Raw genomic sequence first — 21,806 nt, 5'->3', positions numbered from 1 at the left:
TGTTGCTCTTGGTAGGAGCGAGCTTGCTCGCGAACATCTCCGCAGCGGGGCTTGTTCGCGAGCAAGCTCGCTCCTACAGGTTATCCCCTGCTTCCTGAAGAGGAGCTTTCATGCAAGACCTCCGCTTCCTTACCAACGCCGACGTCGCCGCACGCCTGAGTTATCCCCAGCTGATCGAAGCCCTGCGCATCGGCCTGGCCGGCGACTGCGAAGCCCCCGTGCGCGGCTGCCATGCGCTGCCGGACAATGCCTCGCTGCTGACCATGCCCGTGTGGCGCCCGGGGCAGGACATCGGCGTGAAGCTGGTCACCGTGTTCCCCGGCAACGGCGCGAAGAATCTGCCGGCGGTGGCCGCGCTGTTCTGCCTGTTCGATGGTCAGACCGGCCGCCCGCTGGCGATGCTCGAAGCCTCCGAGCTGACCGCCCGGCGCACCGCCTGCACCTCGGCGCTGGCCGCCGACTACCTGGTGCGCCGCGATGCGCGCCGGCTGCTGATCGTCGGCAGCGGCACCCTGGCGCCGCACATGGTCCGCGCCCACTGCTCGGTGCGCGAGTACGAAGACATCGCCATCTGGGGCCGTCATGACGACAAGGTGAAGGCCCTGGTGAAGCGCCTGCAGGACGAAGGCTATCCCGTGCACGCCTGCGCCGACCTGCGCGGCGCCGTCGCGGCGGCGGACTGCATCAGCTGCGTCACCACCTCCCGCGAGCCCATCGTCCTTGGCGAATGGCTGCGCTCGGGGTGCCACCTCGACCTGGTCGGCGCCTTCCTGCCGTCCATGCGCGAGACCGACAGCGAAGCCGTGCGCCGCGCGCGCATCGTGGTCGACACCCGCGAAGGCGCGCTGGAGGAGGCCGGCGACCTGCTGATTCCCATGGGCGAGGGCGTGATCGACGAAGGCGCCATCCACAGCCAGCTGTCCGATCTGCTGCAAGGACGCGGAGCGCGCCGGGACGAGAGCGAAATCACCCTGTTCAAGTCCGTGGGTTATGCACTGGAAGACCTGATTGCGGCCCGTCTTCTGGTGCACTGAGGTTGTCCAGAAAATCTGTGGGCCGGCCTGTGGATAAGGTTTGGGCGAATCCTTGCAGACCCCATGCCCAGAGGTTCTGCCAGGGCCGGCTGATTTCTGCTCGATCGCCCTGAAGGCCTGTATGGATGCACAGTTGCGGCTTTCCGGAAAAGTTCCCGAGGGCGCCCGGTTGTCCACGCCAGCCGTTGAAAGACTTGTGGATAACCTTGGGAAGAACTTCTCCGACGCAGGGCTGGCGCGGGTTGCGGCGCGGCGCTCGAAATTCGTCCAGCGAAAATGCGCCGTCACGTTTGCCCACAGAATCCGTGGAGCAGCCTGTGGACAAGGTGGGTGCAAGTGCGAACGGGCCCGCAGTGGCGGGGCTTTCGGCCAGCTGTGCGGGTTTTATCCAGCGCCGCTGTAGCGCAACGGGGCGCGACCGGGCTGTTATCCTGCAAGACACCGACAAGAATGTGCCCACCATGACACGCCGGCACCGACCGGCGGAACGAGGGCCAACCATGAGGATTCCCCGATGACTTCCACCCTGTTCATTACCGGCGCCACTTCCGGCTTTGGCGAGGCCTGCGCGCGCCGCTTCGCCCGCGATGGCTGGTCGCTGGTGATCACCGGCCGTCGCGAGGAGCGCCTGAACGCGCTGGCGCAGGAGCTCTCGGCGCAGACCGAGGTGCTGCCGCTGGTACTCGACGTGCGTGACCGCGCGGCGATGACCGCGGCGGTGGACGGCCTGCCGGAGAAGTTCGCCAAGCTGCGTGGCCTGATCAACAACGCCGGCCTCGCCCTGGGCGCCGACCCGGCACAGCACTGCTCCCTGGATGACTGGGACACCATGGTGGACACCAACGTCAAGGGCCTGATGTACGCCACCCGCCTGCTGCTGCCGCGCCTGATCGCCCATGGCCGCGGCGCGAGCATCCTCAACCTCGGCTCGGTGGCCGGTCACTGGCCCTATCCGGGCGGCCACGTCTACGGCGCCACCAAGGCCTTCGTCGAGCAGTTCTCCCTGAACCTGCGCTGCGACCTGCAAGGCACCGGCGTACGCGTCACGAATCTCGAGCCGGGCATGTGCGAGAGCGAGTTCTCCCTGGTGCGCTTCGGCGGCGACCAGGCGAAATACGACAAGACCTACGCCGGCGCCGAGCCGATCCAGTCCGAGGACATCGCCGAGACCATCCACTGGATCATGAACCAGCCGCCGCACATCAACATCAACACCCTGGAACTCATGCCGGTGAGCCAGGCGTGGGCGGGCTTTGCGGTGCATCGCAAGGGGTGATGTGCAGTCGGGATGTCCGTGCCGGGATTTCTCCCTCACCCCAGCCCTGGCTGCGCGCCCCGCTCCGAAGGGAGAGGGGGCCGTCCGAGCCGGCTGATACCGAGGCTTCATCCTGCACCAAACTGTCGTCTCACCCTCTGGGAGAGGGGGAGGGGCTTTTGATCTTGTAGGAGCGAGCTTGCTCGCGAACCAACCCCGCTGCGAGGCCGTTCGCGAGCAAGCTCGGTCCTACAGAAAGCAGGTCAGCCCGCCAGCAGCCACGCGCCGGCGCCGGCCGAAGCCAGCCCGGCGCAGCGCACCAGCGGCGCAGCGGCCTGCGGCAGCAGGCGAACGATCCCGTAACCCGCAGCATGCAGCGCCGCAGTGGCAACGACGAAGCCGGCCGCATACAGCCACGGACTACTCAGCTCCGGCAGTTCCAATCCATGGGCCACGCCGTGGGCGAGGGCAAACAGTGCGGTCGCGGCCATCGCCAGGAACAGCGGCGGACGCACCGCCAGCGCCACGCACAGCCCCAGCGCCAGTACCGAAGCGGCAATGCCGGTCTCCATGAACGGCACCTGCAGTCCCTCGAAGCCCAGCAGCCCACCGGCCAGCATGGCCGCGACGAAGGTGCACGGCAGCGCCAGTCGTGCCGCGCCTTGCTGCTGCGCCGCCCAGAGGCCGACGGCGAACATCGCCAGCAAGTGATCGAGACCGCCGAGCGGATGGGCGAGGCCGGCGATCAGGCCGTGGTCGCCGTGTCCGGGATGGGCGAAGGCCACCGCCGGGGTGAGGAACAGCGCGATGCTGTAGAGGGCTTTGCGCAGGTTCATGGTGTAGCTCCTTGGTCTTGTAATCGTCGGTCGTGGGGCGCGATCAGGCGGCGATCAGCAGGCCCTGGCGCTCGATGAAGGCGATGATCTCGGCCAGGCCCTGGCCGGTCTTCTGGTTGCTGAACACGAACGGCTTGTCGCCGCGCATGCGCGTGGCGTCCTGGTCCATCACCTCCAGCGAGGCGCCCACCAGCGGGGCCAGGTCGATCTTGTTGATCACCAGCAGGTCGGACTTGCAGATGCCCGGCCCGCCCTTGCGCGGGATCTTGTCGCCGGCGGACACGTCGATCACGTACAGCGTCAGGTCCGACAGCTCGGGGCTGAAGGTGGCCGACAGGTTGTCGCCGCCGGACTCCACCAGGATCAGGTCCAGCCCGGGGAAGCGGCGGTTGAGCTGGTCCACGGCTTCCAGGTTGATCGAGGCGTCCTCGCGGATTGCCGTGTGCGGGCAGCCGCCGGTTTCCACGCCGATGATCCGCTCCGGCTCCAGGGCCTCGTTGCGTACCAGGAACTGCGCATCCTCCTGGGTGTAGATGTCGTTGGTGACCACGGCGATGTTGTAGCGCTGGCGCAGGGCGCGGCACAGCGCCAGGGTCAGGGCGGTCTTGCCGGAGCCCACCGGGCCGCCGATGCCGACGCGAAGAGGTTGAGAGGTCATGGCAGTTCTCCTAGGAGCGGAACAGACGGCTGTATTGGGTTTCGTGGATCATGCTGGCCAGCGCCAGGCCGAAGGACGCGCCGCCCCTCGGCGGGTTGGCGAGTGCGCTGCGGCAGGCCTGGTCGAGGTCGGGGAGCAATTGCGAGGTGAGCTTCTGCGCGGCCAGTTGGCCCAGCGGCAGGGTCTTCATCAGCACCGCCAGCTGGTTCTCCAGCCAGCTCCACAGCCAGGCGCCCAGGGCTTGCTCCGGGGACAGCCCCCAGGCGCGGGCGGCCAGCGCCCAGGCGGCGGCGAAGGAAGGTTCGGCTTGCGCGGCGAGCCACTGGCGCGCGGGCTGGTCCAGCTCGGGCAGGGCTTCGAGCAACTGGCCGAGGGAGAAGCCCATCTGCCGGTTCTCCAGGCCCAGCTCGCGGGTCTCGCGGCTGGCGCGGTGACGCTCGACGGCGTCGCGCAGGGCTTCCCAGTCGGCGGCTTGCGCGGCGCGCAGCAGTTCGGCCAGCAGCGGGCCTTCGAAGCGCGCGAAGTTCAGCTGCAGTTGATCGGCAAGCCAGGTGCGGGCGGCGGCGGCGTCCTTCACCTGGCCCTGCTCGATGGCGCTTTCCAGCCCTTGCGAGTAGCTGTAGCCGCCAATGGGCAGCTGCGGGCTGGCCAGGCGCAGGAGCGACCAGAGTCTTGAAAGCTCAAGCATGACGGCAGGACTTCACAAGCGCAGCGGACGGCTCCCTCTCCCTGAGGGAGAGGGCTGGGGTGAGGGGGATGCGCTGACGCAAAGTCACACGCGCACACCGAACTGGTGCAGCTTCGGCGCGTAGTTGAATTCTTCCGCGCCATGGTGCGAGTGGTGATGTCCGCCGCCGTAGGCGCCGTGCTCGGGCTGGAAGGGCGCCTCGATGGCCTCCACCGTGGCGCCGAGCTGGTCGAGCATGGCCTTGAGCACATAGTCGTCGAGCAGACGCAGCCAGCCCTCGCCGACCTGCAGCGCGACATGGCGGTTGCCCAGGTGATAGGCCGCGCGGTTCAGCTCGCGGGGGGTGGCGCAGGTCACGTGGAGGAGCTTTTCCGGCGCCGCGCAGACGCGCACCACGCGGCCATCGTTGGCCAGCAGGCATTCGCCATCCGCCAGTGGCGGCTGGCCGCGTTCGAGGAACAGGCCGACGTCTTCGCCGGCACTGGTGAAGCAGCGCAGGCGGCTCTTGCTGCGCGCATCGAAGTTCAGGCGCAGTTCGGCGTCCCAGTGTTCGCGGGGTTCGGTACGTTGGTGGATGACCAGCATGGCAGCGTCCGGCAGTAGCAATGGCGGTGCTACAGCAAGGGGCTTGCCAGTGTGGCTAGCAGTCAGGGCTGGCGTGGCCTGGAGCGCTTGTCCGAACGATCAGGAATGGCTTGCGCGCCCGGCGATGGTGCGCACGAAAACGGTGCGCACCAAAGCGGGGCGATGCGTATCTTTGTAGGAGCGAGCTTGCTCGCGAACAAATTCCGCAGTGAAGCGGTTCGCGAGCAAGCTCGCTCCTACAGGTCGGGTACGGACTGGGGCGAAGGGCGGTCGGGCTCAGGGCCTTGAGCCTATCCCCGTCCAGTGCTTGGCGCCGATCATGATGAAGCGCAACTGCTGGGTCACCTTGGCCTCGGGCGACAGGTGCGTCGGCAGCGAGTCGGCCGGCGGGTCGATCAGCTCGGGCAGGGTGGCGAATACCGTCTTCACCACCAGGTCGGCGATCACGTCGAGGTCCTGGGCGTGCAGGTGCGGCAGCTTGTTCAGCAGCGCGAGGTCGGCGGCCAGGTCGTCGGTGATGCGCTGGCGCAGCTCGCCCACGGCCTGGCGGATCGGCAGCGAGCCGCCGTACTGCTCGCGGGCGAGGAAGAGGAACTGGGTGCGGTTGGCGCTGACCGCGTCGAGGAAGATGCGCACCGAGGCTTCGATCACGCCGCCCAGCTCGAACTCGTTGCGCCGCACCACGCGCAGGGTTTGGCGGAAGGTTTCGTCGACATCGGCCACCAGCGCAAGGCCGAGCTGGTCCATGTCGGTGAAATGCCGGTAGAAGCCCGCCGGTACGATCCCCGCCGTCTTCGCCACTTCCCGCAGGCTCAGGCTGCCGAAGCCGCGACCGCTGTCCATCAGGCTCCGGGCGGCATCCATCAGGGCCTGGCGGGTCTGTTGTTTCTGTTCGGCGCGGGGAGTGGACATACGGCGATGCGATCCATGGCGAGTGCAAGGGCGCAGGCACTCTAGCAAATGCCGGTCGGCACCGGGGGAGTTCCTGTGCAATACAGTGAACATCTGTTGACTGAAATCCGTCGTGCATGCGATTTTAGTGAACATCTGTTTACTGTCTGGTGTCCTTCATGTCGATCCTCCCTTTCGCCGGCTTGCGCCTGCTCCGGCCGCTGCTCGTGCCATTGCGTGCCCTGGTGCGTGGCCGGTGGCTGCGCGAGTCGGATGTCGATGCCGTGCTGTGTGCGCTCAACCCCGGCTGGGCACTGGACCGGGTGTACGCTCGGGTCGAGGCGCGGCAGTGGGTGGCGGACGACATGCTCGAACTGCGCCTGCGCCCCAACGCCCACTGGCGTGGGGCGCGGCCCGGCCAGCACGTGCAGCTGTACATCGAGCGCGACGGCGTGCGCTGTAGCCGCAGCTACAGCCTGACCCGCATCGCCGCGGACGGCTGCCTGGAATTCGCGGTGAAGCTGCAGCCCGGTGGCCGCGTGTCCTCCTACCTGCTGCACCAACTGGCGGTGGGCGAGGTGCTGGAGCTGGGCCGCCCGGACGGCGAGCTGAGCTGGCCTCAGGACGGGCAGGGCGTGTTGTTGCTGGCGGCGGGCAGCGGGCTGACGCCTTTGCTCGGCCTGCTGCGCGAGGCACTGGCGCGTGGCTACAACGGGCCGGTGACGCTGCTGCATTACGTTCGCGAACGCGGCCAGCGAGCGTTCGTCGCCGCGTTGGAGACGCTGGCGCGGCAGTACCCAAACCTCGAACTGCGCTGGGCCCTGAGTGGCGATGCCCTAGCTGATGGCGAGTTGCGCGGGCGTTTTCACCCCGGACATGTCGAGGGACTGGGCGACCGCCACGTGCTGGCCTGCGGCCCCGGCGGCTTCGTCGACAGCGTGCGCCAGGCGCTCGGCGCGAGCAGCCGCAGCCTGCAGGTGGAAAGCTTCAGTCCGCCGAGCTGGGACGAGGGCGAGCCGGCGCGGTCGGTGACCCTGCGTTTTGCTCGCAGCGCACGGGAGGTTACCGGCGACAGCCGCCGCAGCCTGCTGGAGCAGGCCGAGGCCGGCGGCCTGCGTCCGGCCCATGGTTGCCGGCAGGGTGTCTGCGCCAGCTGCACCTGCACCCTGGTCAGCGGCTGCGCGCGTGATCTGCGCAGCGGCGAGCTGTTCAGCGAACCGGGCCAGCCCATCCGTATCTGCGTCAGCGCGCCCCAGGGTGACCTGATCCTCGACCTCTGATCCAGCCATTCTTCCGGAAAAATCCCCATGCGCGACGACCGCGATCTGTCCGCCGCCGAGCTGGCGGCCTTCGGTGCCGAACTGGACGCCCTGCGCCAGCGCACCCTGCACGACCTGGGCGAGAGCGACGCCCGCTACATCCGCCGCATCCGCGCGACGGTGCGCTTCTGTTGCTGGAGCGGCCGTGCATTGCTGATGGCCGGCTGGTTCCCGCCCACCTGGCTGCTCGGTACTTTCCTGCTCGGGCTGGGCAAGATCCTGGAGAACATGGAGCTGGGCCATAACGTCATGCATGGCCAGTACGACTGGATGAACGACCCGGAATTCGCCGGACGCGCCTATGAGTGGGACATCGTCGGGCCTGCGGACTTCTGGCGGCACACCCACAACCACATCCACCACACCTACACCAACGTGCTGGGCAAGGACGACGACGTCGGCTACGGCGTGGTGCGCCTGTTCCCCGAGCAGAAGTGGAAGCCGTTCTACCGCTGGCAGCCGCTGTGGGTGACGATCCAGGCGCTGCTGTTCCAGTACGCCGTGGCGATCCAGCACCTGCGCCTGGACAAGTACCTGAAAGGCCGCATGAGCCGGGACGAACTGCGCCCGCTGCTGCGCCAGTTCAACGCCAAGGTGCTGCGCCAGTGGCTCAAGGATTACGCGGTGTTCCCGCTGCTGGGCCTGTTCACCGGTGCCTTCGGTGCGGTGCTGCTGGGCAACGTGATCGCCAACCTGATGCGCAATCTGTGGACCTTCACGGTGATCTTCTGCGGTCATTTCACCGAGAAGGCCGCGGTGTTCCCGCCGCAGGTGCTGGAGAACGAGACGTGCGGCCACTGGTATCTGCGCCAGTTGCGCGGGTCGAGCAACCTGGAGGGTGGGCGGCTGTTCCACATTCTCACCGGCAACCTCAGCCATCAGATCGAGCATCACCTGTTCCCCGACCTGCCGGCGCGCCGTTACGCCGAGCTGTCGCGCCAGGTGCGAGAGATCGCCGCGCGCTACGGGCAGACCTACAACAGCGGCAGGCTGTCCGCGCAATTCGCCACGGTCATCAGGCGGATCTGGATCTACCGCCTGCCCAATGCCGTCGCCAGCGCCTGACGCGGATCAGGCGCGCCGGCTTTGCGGCGCGTTGATTTCCTCGCGCAGGGCGCGCAGGTCGGTGGCGTCCTGGTTGAGGTGATGAATGGCCTTGAGCAACTTCTGCCGCAACAGGTCGTCCTGGACCTGATCGACGGCCCGCATGATTTCCAGCGCCGTGGCTTCGTTGTTGGCGGCAACGGAGTCGAGGGTTTTTCGCAGGCTGCGAGTAGAGTGGTGCACGGGGATCTCCTTCAAACTGCGTGCACCCTACGACACGAATATTTCCAATAAATTTCAGCACTTAGCTATTGGATGGGTGGTCACTTCGTCGCAGGGCGCGGTGTCAGTACAGCAGGCACAGGGCGATCAGCGGCACCAGGTTCAGCAACAGTGCGCCGATCTTGTAGACCGCCATGCCGCCATAGTGCAGGGCATCGAAACGTTCGACGGATATCCTGAACCAGCGCGAGTGCAGGCGATGCAGCGGGTCGTGGGCGAAGCTGAAGGCGGCGAACCAGATCAGCAGGACTGCGTAGTTGATCAGGGTGCAGTAGAGCAGGAAGGACTTGAGGTCGGCGGGTGTCATGGCGAATCTCCAGGCGCTTTCCCATTCGGAGCCTTCTCATTTGGAGAAGTCGGGCGACCAATGGTTTCACCCTGATGGCGGCGACGCCGGGCGCCGGTGATAATGCCCGGGGCGTCCGCGATGTGATCTTTGCCGCGCCGGGGCTGTCCGATATCGGGCGTTGGCCGGTTTCGCCGACGGCGCCTTGCTAACCTTCACCCATCCTCGAATCGCCTGCCGGACTCGCCATGTTCAGCCCGCTCGTCACCTTTCCCGCGCTCTATACCGCCACGCTGCTGATGCTCGCCGGCTCCGGCCTGTTCACCACCTACATGGGCCTGCGCCTGACCCAGGAAGGGGTGAGCGACCTGTGGGTCGGTGGCCTGATGGCCGCCTACTACTTCGGTCTGGTCTGCGGCGGCAAGTTCGGCCACAAGCTGATCGCCGGCTTCGGCCACATCCGTTCCTACGTGGCCTGTGCGGGCCTGGCGACGGTGATAGTGCTGATCCACGCCCTGGTATCGCAGCTGGAGGTGTGGGTGCTGCTGCGCTTCGTGATGGGCGCGGTGATGATGAACCAGTACATGGTGATCGAAAGCTGGCTCAACGAGCAGGCCGAGTCGCGCCAGCGCGGCAAGGTATTCGCCGGTTACATGGTGGCGGTGGACGCCGGGCTCGTGGTTGGCCAGGGCCTGCTGGCGCTGAGCCCGGCGCTGGATTACAAGCCGCTGCTGCTGGTCGCCATCTGCTTCTCTTCCTGCCTGATCCCGCTGGCGCTGACCCGCCGGGTGCACCCGGCCAAGCTGGTGGCGGCGCCGCTGGAGATCGGTTTCTTCTGGAAGCGCGTGCCGCAGTCGCTGGGCACCATCTTCGTCGCCGGCCTGATGGTTGGCGCTTTCTACGGTCTGGCGCCGGTGTACGCGGCGCGCAATGGCCTGGATACCTCGCAGTCAAGCCTGTTCGTCGGTATCTGCATCATCGCCGGCTTCTGTGCGCAGTGGCCGCTGGGCTGGCTGTCGGACCGGATGAACCGCAGCTGGCTGATCCGTGGCAACGCGCTGCTGTTGTGCGTGGCTTCGGTGCCGATGTGGGGGCTGGTCCAGCTGCCGTATCAACTGCTGCTGGCCAACGGCTTCGTCACCGGCATGCTGCTGTTCACCCTCTATCCGCTGGCGGTGGCGCTGGCCAACGACCACGTCGAACAGCCGCGCCGCGTGGCGCTCTCGGCGATGCTGCTGACCACCTACGGCGTCGGCGCCTGCATCGGCCCGCTGTTCGCCGGCGCGATGATGCGGCACTTCGGCCCGGGCATGTTCTACATGCTGGTGTCGGCCTATGCGCTGCTGCTGATCTTCTGGGTCCAGCCCAAGCGCGTTTCGGGTATGCACCGCGTCGACGAGGCGCCGCTGCACCATGTGCCGATGCCCGATACCGTCAGCCCGATGGCCGCGGCCCTCGACCCGCGCGTCGAGGAAGTGCCGGAGGAACTGGTGGTGGAAGCGCCGCCGACCATCGGCCGCTCCGACGGTGCGCCGGACAAGCCTGAAACCGGGGCCTGACGTCCCGTTCGGCGAACCGCGAAAATAAGAAAGCCCGGCGGAGGCCGGGCTTTTCTGGCGCCTTGCGGCGTACAGCGGGATCAGGCTTTCAAGTGGGCGTCGAAGACGATATCGCCACCGGACTCGGCAACCATGTTGCTGTGCAGGCGATCGATGGTGCGCTCGGAGCCATTCTCGGCCACGCGGGCTTCATCACTCATCTGCTTGTGCAGGCGGTCGATGGTGTGCTCGGAACCGTTGTCGGCTACACGGGCTTCGTCACCCATCTGCTTGTGCAGGCGGTCGATGGTGCGCTCGGAACCGTTGTCGGCCACACGGGCTTCATCACCCATCTGCTTGTGCAGGCGGTCGATGGTGCGTTCGGAACCGTTGTCGGCCACGCGGGCTTCGTCACCCATCTGCTTGTGCAGGCGGTCGATGGTGCGCTCGGAACCGTTGTCGGCTACACGGGCTTCGTCACCCATCTGCTTGTGCAGACGATCGATGGTGCGTTCGGTGCCGTTGGCGGCAACGTGATCTTCAACTTTCTGCTGCTTAAGCTGGTGCTCGTGCTGGTGGGTGGCGCGCGGGCCGTTGTTCAGGATGGCCGGTGCGGCGAAGGCGGCGCTGGCGGTCATCAGGGAAGTGAGTGCAAGGCTGAGGGCGATCTGGCGTTTCATTTTAGGTGGCTCCAAAGGGGGAGGAAGTTCTTGGCTACGGGTTCATTTTCCCTTCGGATTAATCGATTTAAAAACGATGCCACTTGATAGAGTGGATCAACGTTGTCGATTATTTAGGCGGCTAATTTCTACTATCGCTGCAAATGATGTAACGACGAAAAGCGCTCTAGGTCGGCGCTTTCGGGTGGTTTTAGCGGTGTTTTGAGTAGGATGCCGTTACAAAGCCGTACTGGCCTGGCATCGATGGAGCTGCGGCGGGGATCGGAACGGCATGAGAAAGCCCGGCAGTGCCGGGCTTTTCTGGCGCCTTGCGGCGTACGGCGTGGATCAGGCCTTGAGGTGGGCGTCGAAGACGATGTCGCCATCGGACTCGGCGACCATGTTGCTGTGCAGGCGGTCGATGGTCTGGCTGGAGCCGTTTTCGGCAACGCTCATCTCCTGATGTAGGCGGTCGACGGTCTGGCTCGAACCGTTCTCGGCGACACCCAGTTGCTTGTGCAGGCGGTCGATGGTCTGGCTGGAGCCGTTTTCGGCAACGCTCATCTCCTGGTGCAGACGGTCAACCGATTGGCTCGAACCGTTCTCGGCGACACCCAGTTGCTTGTGCAGGTGGTCGATGGTCTGGCTGGAGCCGTTTTCGGCAACGCTCATCTCCTGGTGCAGACGGTCAACGGTTTGGCTCGAACCGTTCTCGGCGACACCCAGTTGCTTGTGCAGGCGGTCGACGGTCTGGCTGGAACCGTTTTCGGCAACGCTCATCGCTTGGTGCAGACGGTCAACCGACTGGCTCGAACCGTTCTCGGCGATGCGCGCCTTGGCCGCGTCCAGTTGCTTCTGTTGTTGATCCAGGGTGCGTTCGGCGCCGTCCTGGACCAGCAGTTGAACGTGGCTGGCGTTCACGGCCGGGGATTCCTGCTGGGCGCCGGCGAAAGCGGCATTGGCAGCAAGTACGGAGAGGGCAAAGCCAAGTACGAGGGTGCGTTTCATGATTCGGCTCCAGAAAGAGTGGGGGAGTTCTTTGGACACGGGCTCAGTATCCGTTCTGGATTATCGATTTAAAAACGATGCCGGGAGATAGTCTGTATCGATGCCGATGATTGTTTATTTATCTGTTAAAAAACAAATAGTTAGTATTATTATTTGGCTTCTATCGATAGCCTTGATGGAGGTTATTGGCGTAATCGTTAATATCTAATTAATGGATTAATTGGCGATGAATTTCCCGGGAGTCGCTCTGGAACGCCACTTTCGTGGCCTCAGCGATGTTTGGCGAAGTTGTCCGGACGGCTCGGCACGCTCACGCTTCCGTCCCCATGCAGGGCGGTTCTATTCGCCTGATACAGGCCATTGCGTCGCCGATTGCGGGAGATTTCCCTCGTCACCGGTGGTCCAAACTCACGGACCAAGGGAGAATGCCGGCGCGGCGAGCTCCGGCGGCCGTGCTTTCATTGCAATCGATGCAGCGGGCCTGGCGCGGGGATGCCAGGCCTTTCACCGACGCGGCAACCAGGGAGTTCACGTATGACGCGCGGCCAGCGAATCTGCCTTTGGACCTTCACCGGCTTCGTCGCCCTTATCGCGGCAGCGCTGGTGTTCATCGCCACCTTCGACTGGAATCGGGTGAAGCCGATGATCAACGAGAAGGTGACCGCCGAACTGGGGCGCCCCTTCGCCATCAACGGCGACCTGCAGGTGCTCTGGCGCACCGAGCCGGAGGAGGGAGGCTGGCGTGCCCTGCTGCCCTGGCCGCACTTCAGTGCCGCCGACATCACCCTGGGCAATCCCGACTGGGCCGCCGGCAAGACTCCGCAATTCGCCCGCCTGGAGAAGGTGGAGTTCCGCCTGGCGCCGCTGCCGCTGCTCTGGCAGACCGTGAGCATCCCGCAGATCATTCTCACCCGCCCCAGCGCCGACCTGCTGCGCCTGGCCGATGGCCGCGCCACCTGGACCTTCGAGCTGCCGAAGAAGGACGAGGAGGCCAATCCCGAACCGTCGCCCTGGAAGCTGGATATCGGCGAGATCGGCTTCGACAAGGGGCGCATCACCCTCGATGACCAGCGCCTCAAGACCCGCCTGGAACTGCTGGTGGACCCGCTCGGCAAGCCGGTGCCCTTCGGCCAGCTGGCCGGCAAGGCGCTGGCCGGAGCGAACGCCGTGGAAACCCAGGATTACGTGTTCGGCTGGAAACTCAAGGGCGAGTACAAGGGCTTGCCACTTAACGGCTCCGGCAAGGTGGGCGGCATGCTGGCCCTGCAGGACACCGCCAAGCCCTTCCCGGTGCAGGCGGACATCACCGCCGGCAGCACTCGCGCCAGCGTGGTCGGCCGGCTGACCGATCCGCTGAACCTGGGGGCACTCGACCTGCGCCTGAAGCTGGCCGGCAGCAGCATGGCCAACCTGTTCCCGCTCACCGGCGTGACCCTGCCCGATACCCCGCCCTATGAAACCGATGGCCGCCTCACCGCTCAGCTGAAGGACCCCGACGGCGCGACCTTCCACTACGACGACTTCAACGGCAAGGTCGGCGGCAGCGATCTTCGCGGCAACCTGCTGTTCGTCAATCGCCAGCCCCGCCCGAAGCTCTCCGGCAAGCTGCATTCCGAGCAACTGCGGATGGTCGACCTGGGCCCGCTGATCGGCGCCGACTCGAACAAGGACAAGCAGGCGCGTGGCCAGGCCACCCGTCAGCCGGCGGACAAGGTGCTGCCGGTGGAAGAGTTCCGCACCGAGCGTTGGCGGGCAATGGACGCTGACGTCGAGTTCACCGGCAAGCGCATCGCGCACAGCGACAAGCTGCCGCTCAGCGACCTCTATACCCACCTGGTGCTCAACGACGGCCTGCTCGTCCTGGAGCCGCTGCGCTTTGGCGTGGCCGGCGGCACGCTGGATTCGCAGATCCGCCTGGACGGCGGCAAGACGCCCATGCAGAGCCGCGTCGAACTCAAGGCGCGCAGCTTCAAGCTCAAGCAGTTGTTCCCCAGCTTCGCGCCGATGCAGACCAGCCTCGGCGAGCTCAATGGCGACGCGGCGCTCAGCGGCACCGGCAACTCCGTGGCGAGCATCCTAGGCGGCGCCAACGGGCAGCTGAAGCTGCTGATGAATGACGGGCGGATCAGCCGGGGACTGATGGAGATCGCCGGCCTCAATGTCGGCAACTACGTGGTGGCCAAGCTGTTCGGCGACGACGAGGTGAGGATCAACTGCGCCGCCGCCGACGTCGGCATCGCCAAGGGGGTGGCGCAGCCGCGGGTGTTCGTATTCGACACCGAGAACGCCATCATCAACGTGCAGGGCACCGCCAACTTCGCCAGCGAGCAGCTGGACCTGGACGTGATTCCCGAGAGCAAGGGCCTGCGCATCTTCTCGCTGCGCTCGCCGCTCTATGTCCAGGGCACCTTCAAGAATCCCCGCGCCGGGGTGCACAGCGGTCCGCTGGTGCTGCGCGGCGCGGGCATGGTCGCGCTGGGCGTGGCGCTGACGCCAGCGGCCGCGCTGCTGGCGCTGGTGGCGCCCAGCCAGAACGACGACAACCAGTGCGGTCCGCTGCTGCAGCAGATGAAGCAGCCGGCGAAGGTGCCGGCACCCGCCAGGCGTCAGTAGATCGGAATGTACAGGTCGGTTTCCGAGGCCGGGTTCTCCGGGCCGAGGAAACGCTCGGTGTAGCGCTCCAGGTCGATGCCCTTGCGCGGTTCGAGTCCCACTCGGGCGAGCAGGCTGGAATAGATGGCCTGGAAGCTGTCGGCGATCCCCTGCACCGGGCCGATGTGGGTGAACACCGCGTACTTCTGCGCCGGCACTTCGAACTTCAGCATGCCCTCGGGCACCGCCGCGTCGGCTTCCACCGGCAGCGCCGCGATGTAGTGGAACTCGCCGCCCGGCAGTTGGGCGCAGACGCCATAGGCGTTCCTGTCCTTCGGGTTGACGCTGATCTCATGCTCGCGCGGCAGGAAACGCTGCCAGAGCTGGCCGATGCTGTCGCCGGGGGCGCTGCCCCGATAGTCCATGCCCACCACGGTGAAGGCGGGCAGCTCGACGATCCTGTGTTTCATGATGTGCGGCTCCTTGCTGAGTGTTCGCATGATAGACGGCGGCGCATTGCAGTGAATATTTCCGCGCAGGGCCGGTCCACTCTCGGTAGACCTTCGAACAAGGAGATCGTTATGTCGCGTGGAGACAAGAGCCTGTACAGCGCCAGCCAGAAGCGCAAGGCGGCGCACATCGAAGAGAGCTACCGGCACCTGGGAATGAGCCGCGAGGAGGCCGAGGCGCTGGCCTGGGCCACGGTCAATCGCCAGTCCGGCGGCGGTGAGCGCAAGGGCGGTGCCGGCCAGCGCAAGGGCGACGGGGCCAAGGCGATGGCCCGCAATGCCTCGGCGCGGCGCGCGGCAAAGAGCCGCCAGGGTGCGTCAACCAAGCCCGGAGGACGGAACCTGGCTCCGCTGGAGGCGCTGACCCGCGAGCAGTTGCTCGAACGCGCGAAGCGCAAGGGCATCAGCGGGCGCTGGCGCATGCGCAAGGATGAGCTGATCGAGGCGCTGCGCTGAACCATCGGCCCTCATCCGTCGGGGATGAGGGCCGGCGGGGTCAGTCGCTTTCGCGGCGCTCCAGGTCGGAGCAGGTCATGAAGCCCGAGCCGTCGACCTTGCCGCTGCTGTCGAAGCTGACGTAGAAGGCCTGCTGTTGTCCCTCCTTGGCGAGGATGTAGCTGTTGCAGCTGCCAAGGCCCTTCGCGCGCCTCTGCGTGGACGACGGCGGCCCGCCGACGCGCAGCACCTGCTCCTTGGTCATGCCCTTGTCGACGTCACGCACCAGCGGCTCGTTGCGGAAGGTGATGAAGTTGACCGGGTTCTGCACCTTGGTGTTGGAGGCACAGCCCGCCAACGACGCCAGTACGAGCAGGACCAGCAGTGATCGTTTATCCATGGTGCTCTCCTTGGGATTGAAACGGCTTGGATCGAGCATCGTGCTTGCACGATTTGGAGTGACAGCGCCGGCGAGCGTTCGAGAAAACTGCCCTACTGCGCGTCTTTCAGGGCGTCGTCCAGGCGTTGCTGGCTCTGCACGTTGGCCTGGTCAACCTGCTGCTTGAGCTGTTGCATCTGCTGCTGGGCCTGTTGCGCCTGCTGGGCCTGCAGGCTGGCTGCGGTGGTGGCTGTGGCGGCCGTTTCGCCCAGGCCGCAGGCGGTGAGCGCGCAGGACAGGCTGGTGAGGGCGACGAGGCGAGGGAGTGACATGGCGGCTTCCGGCGTGAGGTGATAATCCTCAACGCTAGCGCAAGGTGGGGCGGGCGTCAGTGCGCCCTGGCGCAATCCGCGCCCGTCGCTGGCCCCTGTCCGCAATGGACGAGGGGCCATTGGGGGCGCATTCAGCCGTAACGCTTCATCGCTTCGATGGCCAGGCCGCTGCCGATGCCGCCGAAGCGGTCGCCGTCGACATGGCGGGCGTTGGGCAGCATCGCCGCCACGCTCCGGCGCAGCGCCGGCACGCCGGACGAGCCGCCGGTGAAGAACACGGTGTCGACCCGCGCCGGATCGACATCGGCGGAGTTGAGCAGCTCGGTGATGCTGCCGCGCACGCGCTCCAGCAGCGGGCCGATCGCGCCTTCGAACAGTTCGCGGCTGAGTTCCGCGACCAGGCCGGGCTCGATGCGCGCGAGGTCGATGTCGCGCTGCTGGCTGTCGGAGAGCTCGATCTTGCTGGCTTCCACCTGCATCGCCAGCCAGTGGCCGGCGCGCTGTTCGATCAGTTTGAACAGGCGGTCGATGCCGGTGGCGTCGACGATGTCGTAGCGCATGTTCTGCAGTGCCAGCTGGGACTTCTGCGCGTACACCGCGTTGATGGTGTGCCAGGTGGCAAGGTTCAGGTGGTAGCTGGTGGGCATGAAGGCGTCGCTCTTCATACGGCTGCCGTAGCCGAACAGCGGCATCACGCCCTGGATGCTCAGCTGCTTGTCGAAATCGGTACCGCCGATGTGCACGCCGCCGGTGGCGAGGATGTCGCCGTGGCGGTCCGCCACTTCGCGGCGCTCCGGGGCCAGGCGCACCAGCGAGAAGTCGGAGGTGCCGCCGCCGATGTCGACGATCAGCACCAGCTCCTCGCGCTGGATGCTGCGCTCGTAGTCGAAGGCCGCGGCCAGCGGTTCGTACTGGAAGGAGACATCCTTGAAGCCGAGCTTCCGGGCCACCGCCACCAGGGTGTTCTGGGCTTCCTGATCGGCCTTGGGATCGTCATCGACGAAGAACACCGGGCGGCCCAGCACCACGGAATCGAATTCGCGCGCGGCCACGTTTTCGGCGCGCTTCTTCAGTTCGCCGATGAACAGGCCGAGCAGGTCCTTGAATGGCATGGCGCTGCCCAGCACGGTGGTCTCGCTTTTCAGCAGCGAGGAACCCAGCAGGCTTTTCAGTGAGCGCATCAGGCGGCCTTCGTAGCCTTCCAGGTATTCGTGCAGGGCCAGGCGGCCGTATACCGGACGGCGCTCCTCGACGTTGAAGAAGATCACCGAGGGCAGGGTGATCTTGTCGTCTTCCAGCGCGATCAGCGGTTCGGTGTCCGGGCGCCACCAGCCGACGGTGGAATTGGAGGTGCCGAAGTCGATGCCCAGGGCGCGGGCCGCAGTGGTCTGGAACATGGTGTGCGGGTGTCCGGAGAAAAAACGGCCGCGCAGTTTACGCGAGCAGGCTGGGAAAGCCAGGGTATCTGTCGGGAAACAATGGTGGCCAAGGGGCTTGGGGAGTAGCTTGTAGTTTTGCTACATTGTATTCCTGTAGTTTTCCTACAAGAGTTTGTTGCCCACTGATTTTTCTTTCCCACCCCGTATAAGCAGTTGGACCCCACCATGCACAGAGCCTCCTTCCACGAATTGCGCAAGGAATTCCGCGCCTTACTGACTTCTTCCTCCTGCTACCACACCGCTTCGGTGTTCGATCCGATGTCGGCGCGCATCGCCGCGGATCTGGGGTTCGAGGTAGGCATCCTGGGTGGTTCTGTAGCTTCACTACAAGTTCTGGCGGCACCGGACTTCGCGCTGATCACCCTCAGCGAGTTCGTCGAACAGGCCACCCGCATCGGCCGTGTCGCCCGCCTGCCGGTGATCGCCGACGCCGACCACGGCTACGGCAACGCGCTGAACACCATGCGCACCATTGTCGAGCTGGAACGCGCCGGCGTGGCCGCGCTGACCATCGAGGACACGCTGCTGCCCGCGCAGTTCGGCCGCAAGTCCACCGACCTGATCCCGGTCGAGGAAGGCGTCGGCAAGATCCGTGCGGCACTGGAAGCGCGCATCGACTCGGAAATGGCGATCATCGCCCGCACCAATGCCGAAGTGCTCGAAGTGGACGACGTGATCCGCCGCACCCTGGCCTACCAGGCGGCCGGCGCCGACGGCATCTGCATGGTCGGCATCCGCGACTTCGACCACCTGGAGGCAATCGCCCGCCACCTCTCCGTGCCGCTGATGCTGGTGTCCTATGGCAACCCGGCGCTGCGCGACGACCAGCGCCTTGCGCGCCTGGGGGTGCGCATCGTGGTGGACGGTCACGCTGCCTACTTCGCGGCGATCAAGGCCACCTACGACTGCCTGCGCGAGCAGCGCGGCGTCGACGCCTCCGACCTGACGGCCTCGGAGCTGGCGAAGAAGTACACGCTGCCCGAGGAGTACCAGATCTGGGCGCGCGAATACATGGAAGTCAAAGAATAGGTCCGCCTGTCCCGTGCCGCTCAGCCTGGCGGCAGATGCGCCAGCAGGTATTCGACCTGTGCGTTGAAGGGATAGAGCAGAGTGCCTTCGGGTTTCTCCGCCTTGCGCAGGTAGCGCCAGCGCGAGAGCAGGGAGTCCCGGCTGGCACCGGCGGGTAATGCCGCCAGGCGTTTGCCGATCAGTTCCTGCAGTTCCCCGATGCGTGTCGCATCCTCTCCGTGTCCCCTCCTCACTAACTGCCCATTGGCCCGCCGCGCCTCCAGCAGTGCCAGCTCGCGCAGCTCGTCCTCCAGCCCCTTCGGCGCCGGATCCCGTGCCAGGATGAAGGTGTCGAACAGCCCGGCCACTTCCCGCGTCTGTGCCACGGCGCGTTGCAGATCCACATTCTTCTGCGTGTAAGCCGCACGAACCTGCTCCAGCGTCTGTCGATAGAGCCGCCACAGATCCTGCAGGCTGGCGGCATTCTTATGCTGCGACAGTTGCTGCTCGAAGCCCGGCCCCAGTCCGTCAAGCCGGGCGAGGAAGCGCTCGTCGCCGGTGGCGCTGTAGAGCAGCAGGTAACGCTCCATGTCGCGCAGGCTGGCGTCCAGGGCGTCGGCATTGGCGGCGCGCGGCAGCAGGCCGGCGAGCAGGAGGCAGGCCGTCAGGATAGAGACGTGGCGCATGGCGTGGTTCCGGCAGAGAGAGGTCCGTCGATTCTTCGCAGCGCCCAGGCCGCCGACCATAAGACGCATCTGGTTTTGCCAGCGACGCACTCGTCGCTTCCCGCGCCATCGCCCTTGCAATCCCTTCCGGTGACCTGCATATCTTCAGGACACGCGAAGATTCCACGGGAGGTCGCCATGGCCAGTGGCTGGGCAAACGACGGAGCGGTTCAGGAGCAGATCGACAGCACCATCGAAGACGCTGTCGCACGGGCGCGCAACCAGTTGCCCAGGGGCGAGAGCCTGACCCATTGCGAGGAGTGCGACGCGCCAATCCCCGAGGCTAGACGCAAGGCCATCCCCGGCGTGCGGCTGTGCGTGAACTGCCAGGCCGAGCACGACAAGGCGTCGGCGGCCTACGCCGGCTATAACCGGCGGGGGAGCAAGGACAGTCAGTTGCGCTGAAGCGCTTCGGTCCGATCTTTTGCCGTAACGGAAGCCGGCAATCTGTCGCTGATTTCAGCGCCGGCCGTCGAAACGGCCGCTTTTCAGAACAGGAAGTACCGCTGCGCCATCGGCAGCACGTGCGCCGGCTCGCACCACAGCAACTGCCCGTCCGCGCGTACCTGGTAGTTCTGCGCGTCCACTTCGATGTGCGGCAGGTAGGCGTTGTGGATCAGGTCGGTCTTCTGCACGCCGCGGCAGCCCTTCACCACGCCGATGGCCTTGCGCAGGCCCAGTTCGTGGTGTACGCCGAGGTCGAACGCGGCCTGGCTGAGGAAGGTCAGGCTGGTGGCGTGGCGGCTGCCGGCGTAACTGGCGAACATCGGCCGGTAGTGCACCGGCTGAGGCGTCGGGATCGAGGCGTTGGCGTCGCCCATCAGGCTCGCGGCGATGGCGCCGCCCTTGAGGATCAGGCTCGGCTTCACGCCGAAGAAGGCCGGGCGCCAGAGTACCAGGTCGGCCAGCTTGCCCACTTCGATGCTGCCCACTTCATGGGCGACGCCGTGGGTGATCGCCGGGTTGATGGTGTACTTGGCGATGTAGCGCCTGGCGCGGAAGTTGTCGTTGCGCGCGCCGTCGCCCTCCAGCGCGCCGCGCTGCTGCTTCATCTTGTCGGCGGTCTGCCAGGTGCGCGTGATCACCTCGCCCACGCGGCCCATGGCCTGGCTGTCGGAGCTGATCATGCTGAACGCACCGAGGTCGTGGAGGATGTCCTCGGCGGCGATGGTCTCGCGGCGGATGCGCGACTCGGCGAAGGCCACGTCCTCGGCGATGCTCGGGTCCAGGTGGTGGCAGACCATGAGCATGTCCAGATGCTCGTCGATGGTGTTGCGGGTGAAGGGCCGGGTCGGGTTGGTCGAGCTGGGCAGCACATTGGCGAAGCCGCAGGCCTTGATGATGTCCGGCGCGTGGCCGCCACCGGCGCCCTCGGTGTGGTAGGTGTGGATGGTGCGGCCCTTGAACGCGGCCAGGGTGGTCTCGACGAAGCCGGACTCGTTGAGGGTGTCGGTGTGGATCGCCACCTGCACGTCGAGGCGGTCGGCCACGGACAGACAGTTGTCGATGGCCGCCGGGGTGGTGCCCCAGTCCTCGTGCAGCTTCAGGCCGATGGCGCCGGCGCGCACCTGTTCCTCCAGCGGCAGCGGCAGGCTGGCGTTGCCCTTGCCGGTGAAGCCGATGTTCATCGGGAAGGCATCGGCGGCCTGGAGCATGCGCGCCATGTGCCAGGGACCGGAGGTGCAGGTGGTGGCGTTGGTGCCGGTGGCCGGCCCGGTGCCGCCGCCGATCATGGTGGTGATCCCGCTCATCAGCGCCTCTTCGATCTGCTGCGGACAGATGAAGTGGATGTGCGTGTCGATGCCGCCGGCGGTAAGGATCATGCCCTCGCCGGCAATCACTTCGGTGCTGGCGCCCAGGGCGATGGTCACGCCGGGCTGGATGTCCGGGTTGCCGGCCTTGCCGATGGCGGCGATGCGCCCGTGCTTGAGCCCCACGTCGGCCTTGACGATGCCCCAGTGGTCGAGGATCAGCGCGTTGGTGATCACCGTGTCGACCACCTGTGCGGCGCACAGCTGGCTCTGGCCCATGCCGTCGCGGATGACCTTGCCGCCGCCGAACTTCACTTCCTCGCCGTAGAGGGTGAAGTCCTTTTCCACTTCGACCCACAGGCCGGTATCGGCCAGGCGCACGCGGTCGCCGACGGTGGGGCCGAACATGTCGGCGTAGGCTTGTCTGCTGATCTTCATCGGGGCTCCTTGGCGGTTGGCGTCATTCGGTTTTCTTGCTGAGCCCCAGCACGGGGCGGGACCACTCCCTCTCCCTAACCCTCTCCCTGAAGGGAGAGGGGACCGTTCGGCGCAG

Annotated in this window: 24 protein-coding genes; 9 read left to right on the top strand and 15 right to left on the bottom strand. The window is 66.1% G+C overall.

From position 1 onward, the window contains the following. Positions 1 to 110 precede the first annotated feature (110 nt). Complete coding sequence (locus ACAW63_RS01425; protein ID WP_371231161.1) at positions 111 to 1,034, top strand: ornithine cyclodeaminase family protein; 924 nt, start codon at positions 111 to 113, stop codon at positions 1,032 to 1,034. Between the two features lie 514 nt (positions 1,035 to 1,548). Then, positions 1,549 to 2,310: an SDR family oxidoreductase gene (locus ACAW63_RS01420; RefSeq protein ID WP_371231159.1), complete on the top strand. Its 762-nt coding sequence runs from the start codon at positions 1,549 to 1,551 to the stop codon at positions 2,308 to 2,310. A gap of 242 nt (positions 2,311 to 2,552) precedes the next feature. On the opposite strand, the gene ACAW63_RS01415 is transcribed toward ACAW63_RS01420, so the two are convergent. The 5 genes from ACAW63_RS01415 to ACAW63_RS01395 form a co-directional block, all read right to left on the bottom strand. Beyond that, on the bottom strand, positions 2,553 to 3,125 hold the full coding sequence (locus ACAW63_RS01415) for a HupE/UreJ family protein (protein WP_371231158.1): 573 nt from the start codon (positions 3,123 to 3,125) through the stop codon (positions 2,553 to 2,555). 43 nt (positions 3,126 to 3,168) lie between these two features. Beyond that, on the bottom strand, positions 3,169 to 3,783 hold the full coding sequence (ureG, locus tag ACAW63_RS01410) for an urease accessory protein UreG (protein ID WP_371231157.1): 615 nt from the start codon (positions 3,781 to 3,783) through the stop codon (positions 3,169 to 3,171). 10 nt (positions 3,784 to 3,793) lie between these two features. Then, complete coding sequence (locus ACAW63_RS01405; RefSeq protein ID WP_371231155.1) at positions 3,794 to 4,471, bottom strand: urease accessory protein UreF; 678 nt, start codon at positions 4,469 to 4,471, stop codon at positions 3,794 to 3,796. Between the two features lie 84 nt (positions 4,472 to 4,555). Further along, the gene (ureE, locus tag ACAW63_RS01400) at positions 4,556 to 5,056 is read right to left on the bottom strand and encodes an urease accessory protein UreE (RefSeq protein ID WP_371231153.1); all 501 of its coding nucleotides are present in this window, start codon (positions 5,054 to 5,056) and stop codon (positions 4,556 to 4,558) included. Positions 5,057 to 5,332: 276 nt separating this feature from the next. After that, positions 5,333 to 5,968 carry a TetR family transcriptional regulator gene (locus ACAW63_RS01395; protein WP_371231151.1) on the bottom strand — a complete coding sequence of 212 codons (636 nt, stop codon included), beginning with the start codon at positions 5,966 to 5,968 and terminating at the stop codon, positions 5,333 to 5,335. A gap of 158 nt (positions 5,969 to 6,126) precedes the next feature. On the opposite strand from ACAW63_RS01395, the gene ACAW63_RS01390 reads away from it, so the two are divergent. Both ACAW63_RS01390 and ACAW63_RS01385 read left to right on the top strand, forming a co-directional pair. Next, the gene (locus tag ACAW63_RS01390; RefSeq protein WP_371231149.1) at positions 6,127 to 7,227 is read left to right on the top strand and encodes a ferredoxin reductase; all 1,101 of its coding nucleotides are present in this window, start codon (positions 6,127 to 6,129) and stop codon (positions 7,225 to 7,227) included. A gap of 27 nt (positions 7,228 to 7,254) precedes the next feature. Then, positions 7,255 to 8,331, top strand: a complete 1,077-nt coding sequence (locus tag ACAW63_RS01385) for a fatty acid desaturase (RefSeq protein WP_371231147.1) — start codon at positions 7,255 to 7,257, stop codon at positions 8,329 to 8,331. 6 nt (positions 8,332 to 8,337) lie between these two features. On the opposite strand, the gene ACAW63_RS01380 is transcribed toward ACAW63_RS01385, so the two are convergent. Together ACAW63_RS01380 and ACAW63_RS01375 are read right to left on the bottom strand one after the other, a co-directional pair. Beyond that, entirely contained in the window at positions 8,338 to 8,553 is a 216-nt protein-coding gene (locus tag ACAW63_RS01380; RefSeq protein WP_371231145.1) for a hypothetical protein, read from the bottom strand. A gap of 103 nt (positions 8,554 to 8,656) precedes the next feature. Then, complete coding sequence (locus tag ACAW63_RS01375; protein ID WP_371231144.1) at positions 8,657 to 8,899, bottom strand: DUF6868 family protein; 243 nt, start codon at positions 8,897 to 8,899, stop codon at positions 8,657 to 8,659. Positions 8,900 to 9,126: 227 nt separating this feature from the next. Between ACAW63_RS01375 and ACAW63_RS01370 the strand changes: the two genes are divergently transcribed. After that, complete coding sequence (locus tag ACAW63_RS01370) at positions 9,127 to 10,437, top strand: MFS transporter (protein ID WP_275608859.1); 1,311 nt, start codon at positions 9,127 to 9,129, stop codon at positions 10,435 to 10,437. Between the two features lie 80 nt (positions 10,438 to 10,517). Here the strand turns inward: ACAW63_RS01370 and ACAW63_RS01365 are convergent, their stop codons facing one another. After that, entirely contained in the window at positions 10,518 to 11,096 is a 579-nt protein-coding gene (locus ACAW63_RS01365; RefSeq protein ID WP_371231142.1) for a phage infection protein, read from the bottom strand. A gap of 327 nt (positions 11,097 to 11,423) precedes the next feature. Beyond that, positions 11,424 to 12,083: a hypothetical protein gene (locus ACAW63_RS01360; RefSeq protein ID WP_371231140.1), complete on the bottom strand. Its 660-nt coding sequence runs from the start codon at positions 12,081 to 12,083 to the stop codon at positions 11,424 to 11,426. Positions 12,084 to 12,617: 534 nt separating this feature from the next. Here ACAW63_RS01360 and ACAW63_RS01355 point away from each other — a divergent pair. Beyond that, positions 12,618 to 14,696: an AsmA family protein gene (locus ACAW63_RS01355; protein WP_371231138.1), complete on the top strand. Its 2,079-nt coding sequence runs from the start codon at positions 12,618 to 12,620 to the stop codon at positions 14,694 to 14,696. Here the strand turns inward: ACAW63_RS01355 and ACAW63_RS01350 are convergent. Beyond that, positions 14,690 to 15,145 carry a GyrI-like domain-containing protein gene (locus ACAW63_RS01350; RefSeq protein ID WP_371231136.1) on the bottom strand — a complete coding sequence of 152 codons (456 nt, stop codon included), beginning with the start codon at positions 15,143 to 15,145 and terminating at the stop codon, positions 14,690 to 14,692. The two genes, ACAW63_RS01355 and ACAW63_RS01350, sit on opposite strands and share 7 nt — an antisense overlap. Positions 15,146 to 15,256: 111 nt before the next feature. Here ACAW63_RS01350 and ACAW63_RS01345 point away from each other — a divergent pair, with 111 nt between their 5' ends. Further along, entirely contained in the window at positions 15,257 to 15,640 is a 384-nt protein-coding gene (locus tag ACAW63_RS01345) for a termination factor Rho (protein ID WP_371231134.1), read from the top strand. A 40-nt stretch (positions 15,641 to 15,680) separates the two neighbouring features. On the opposite strand, the gene osmE is transcribed toward ACAW63_RS01345, so the two are convergent. The 3 genes from osmE to ACAW63_RS01330 form a co-directional block, all read right to left on the bottom strand. Beyond that, the gene (gene osmE / locus ACAW63_RS01340; RefSeq protein ID WP_371231132.1) at positions 15,681 to 16,019 is read right to left on the bottom strand and encodes an osmotically-inducible lipoprotein OsmE; all 339 of its coding nucleotides are present in this window, start codon (positions 16,017 to 16,019) and stop codon (positions 15,681 to 15,683) included. 92 nt (positions 16,020 to 16,111) lie between these two features. Next, positions 16,112 to 16,330, bottom strand: a complete 219-nt coding sequence (locus ACAW63_RS01335) for a hypothetical protein (protein WP_371231130.1) — start codon at positions 16,328 to 16,330, stop codon at positions 16,112 to 16,114. 131 nt (positions 16,331 to 16,461) lie between these two features. Then, complete coding sequence (locus ACAW63_RS01330) at positions 16,462 to 17,727, bottom strand: Hsp70 family protein (protein WP_371231128.1); 1,266 nt, start codon at positions 17,725 to 17,727, stop codon at positions 16,462 to 16,464. A gap of 207 nt (positions 17,728 to 17,934) precedes the next feature. Here ACAW63_RS01330 and ACAW63_RS01325 point away from each other — a divergent pair, with 207 nt between their 5' ends. Further along, the gene (locus ACAW63_RS01325) at positions 17,935 to 18,798 is read left to right on the top strand and encodes an oxaloacetate decarboxylase (RefSeq protein ID WP_371231126.1); all 864 of its coding nucleotides are present in this window, start codon (positions 17,935 to 17,937) and stop codon (positions 18,796 to 18,798) included. A 20-nt stretch (positions 18,799 to 18,818) separates the two neighbouring features. Here the strand turns inward: ACAW63_RS01325 and ACAW63_RS01320 are convergent, their stop codons facing one another. Beyond that, entirely contained in the window at positions 18,819 to 19,463 is a 645-nt protein-coding gene (locus ACAW63_RS01320) for a hypothetical protein (protein ID WP_371231125.1), read from the bottom strand. A 177-nt stretch (positions 19,464 to 19,640) separates the two neighbouring features. On the opposite strand from ACAW63_RS01320, the gene ACAW63_RS01315 reads away from it, so the two are divergent. Next, entirely contained in the window at positions 19,641 to 19,907 is a 267-nt protein-coding gene (locus tag ACAW63_RS01315) for a DksA/TraR family C4-type zinc finger protein (RefSeq protein WP_371231123.1), read from the top strand. Between the two features lie 83 nt (positions 19,908 to 19,990). Here the strand turns inward: ACAW63_RS01315 and ureC are convergent, their stop codons facing one another. Continuing rightward, on the bottom strand, positions 19,991 to 21,691 hold the full coding sequence (ureC, locus tag ACAW63_RS01310; RefSeq protein ID WP_371231121.1) for an urease subunit alpha: 1,701 nt from the start codon (positions 21,689 to 21,691) through the stop codon (positions 19,991 to 19,993). Positions 21,692 to 21,806 lie beyond the last annotated feature (115 nt).

It is taken from the genome of Pseudomonas sp. QE6 (assembly GCF_041379005.1).
Lineage (GTDB): Bacteria > Pseudomonadota > Gammaproteobacteria > Pseudomonadales > Pseudomonadaceae > Pseudomonas.
This window is presented reverse-complemented; position numbering and strand designations above follow the sequence as displayed.

Bases quoted from the DNA above. Each gene is read 5' to 3' on its own strand.
- ACAW63_RS01425 (WP_371231161.1), top strand. From the start codon at position 111: ATGCAAGACCTCCGCTTCCTTACCAACGCCGACGTCGCCGCACGCCTG.
- ACAW63_RS01420 (WP_371231159.1), top strand. From the start codon at position 1,549: ATGACTTCCACCCTGTTCATTACCGGCGCCACTTCCGGCTTTGGCGAG.
- ACAW63_RS01415 (WP_371231158.1), bottom strand. From the start codon at position 3,125: ATGAACCTGCGCAAAGCCCTCTACAGCATCGCGCTGTTCCTCACCCCG.
- ureG (WP_371231157.1), bottom strand. From the start codon at position 3,783: ATGACCTCTCAACCTCTTCGCGTCGGCATCGGCGGCCCGGTGGGCTCC.
- ACAW63_RS01405 (WP_371231155.1), bottom strand. From the start codon at position 4,471: ATGCTTGAGCTTTCAAGACTCTGGTCGCTCCTGCGCCTGGCCAGCCCG.
- ureE (WP_371231153.1), bottom strand. From the start codon at position 5,056: ATGCTGGTCATCCACCAACGTACCGAACCCCGCGAACACTGGGACGCC.
- ACAW63_RS01395 (WP_371231151.1), bottom strand. From the start codon at position 5,968: ATGTCCACTCCCCGCGCCGAACAGAAACAACAGACCCGCCAGGCCCTG.
- ACAW63_RS01390 (WP_371231149.1), top strand. From the start codon at position 6,127: ATGTCGATCCTCCCTTTCGCCGGCTTGCGCCTGCTCCGGCCGCTGCTC.
- ACAW63_RS01385 (WP_371231147.1), top strand. From the start codon at position 7,255: ATGCGCGACGACCGCGATCTGTCCGCCGCCGAGCTGGCGGCCTTCGGT.
- ACAW63_RS01375 (WP_371231144.1), bottom strand. From the start codon at position 8,899: ATGACACCCGCCGACCTCAAGTCCTTCCTGCTCTACTGCACCCTGATC.
- ACAW63_RS01370 (WP_275608859.1), top strand. From the start codon at position 9,127: ATGTTCAGCCCGCTCGTCACCTTTCCCGCGCTCTATACCGCCACGCTG.
- ACAW63_RS01365 (WP_371231142.1), bottom strand. From the start codon at position 11,096: ATGAAACGCCAGATCGCCCTCAGCCTTGCACTCACTTCCCTGATGACC.
- ACAW63_RS01360 (WP_371231140.1), bottom strand. From the start codon at position 12,083: ATGAAACGCACCCTCGTACTTGGCTTTGCCCTCTCCGTACTTGCTGCC.
- ACAW63_RS01355 (WP_371231138.1), top strand. From the start codon at position 12,618: ATGACGCGCGGCCAGCGAATCTGCCTTTGGACCTTCACCGGCTTCGTC.
- ACAW63_RS01350 (WP_371231136.1), bottom strand. From the start codon at position 15,145: ATGAAACACAGGATCGTCGAGCTGCCCGCCTTCACCGTGGTGGGCATG.
- ACAW63_RS01345 (WP_371231134.1), top strand. From the start codon at position 15,257: ATGTCGCGTGGAGACAAGAGCCTGTACAGCGCCAGCCAGAAGCGCAAG.
- osmE (WP_371231132.1), bottom strand. From the start codon at position 16,019: ATGGATAAACGATCACTGCTGGTCCTGCTCGTACTGGCGTCGTTGGCG.
- ACAW63_RS01335 (WP_371231130.1), bottom strand. From the start codon at position 16,330: ATGTCACTCCCTCGCCTCGTCGCCCTCACCAGCCTGTCCTGCGCGCTC.
- ACAW63_RS01330 (WP_371231128.1), bottom strand. From the start codon at position 17,727: ATGTTCCAGACCACTGCGGCCCGCGCCCTGGGCATCGACTTCGGCACC.
- ACAW63_RS01325 (WP_371231126.1), top strand. From the start codon at position 17,935: ATGCACAGAGCCTCCTTCCACGAATTGCGCAAGGAATTCCGCGCCTTA.
- ACAW63_RS01320 (WP_371231125.1), bottom strand. From the start codon at position 19,463: ATGCGCCACGTCTCTATCCTGACGGCCTGCCTCCTGCTCGCCGGCCTG.
- ACAW63_RS01315 (WP_371231123.1), top strand. From the start codon at position 19,641: ATGGCCAGTGGCTGGGCAAACGACGGAGCGGTTCAGGAGCAGATCGAC.
- ureC (WP_371231121.1), bottom strand. From the start codon at position 21,691: ATGAAGATCAGCAGACAAGCCTACGCCGACATGTTCGGCCCCACCGTC.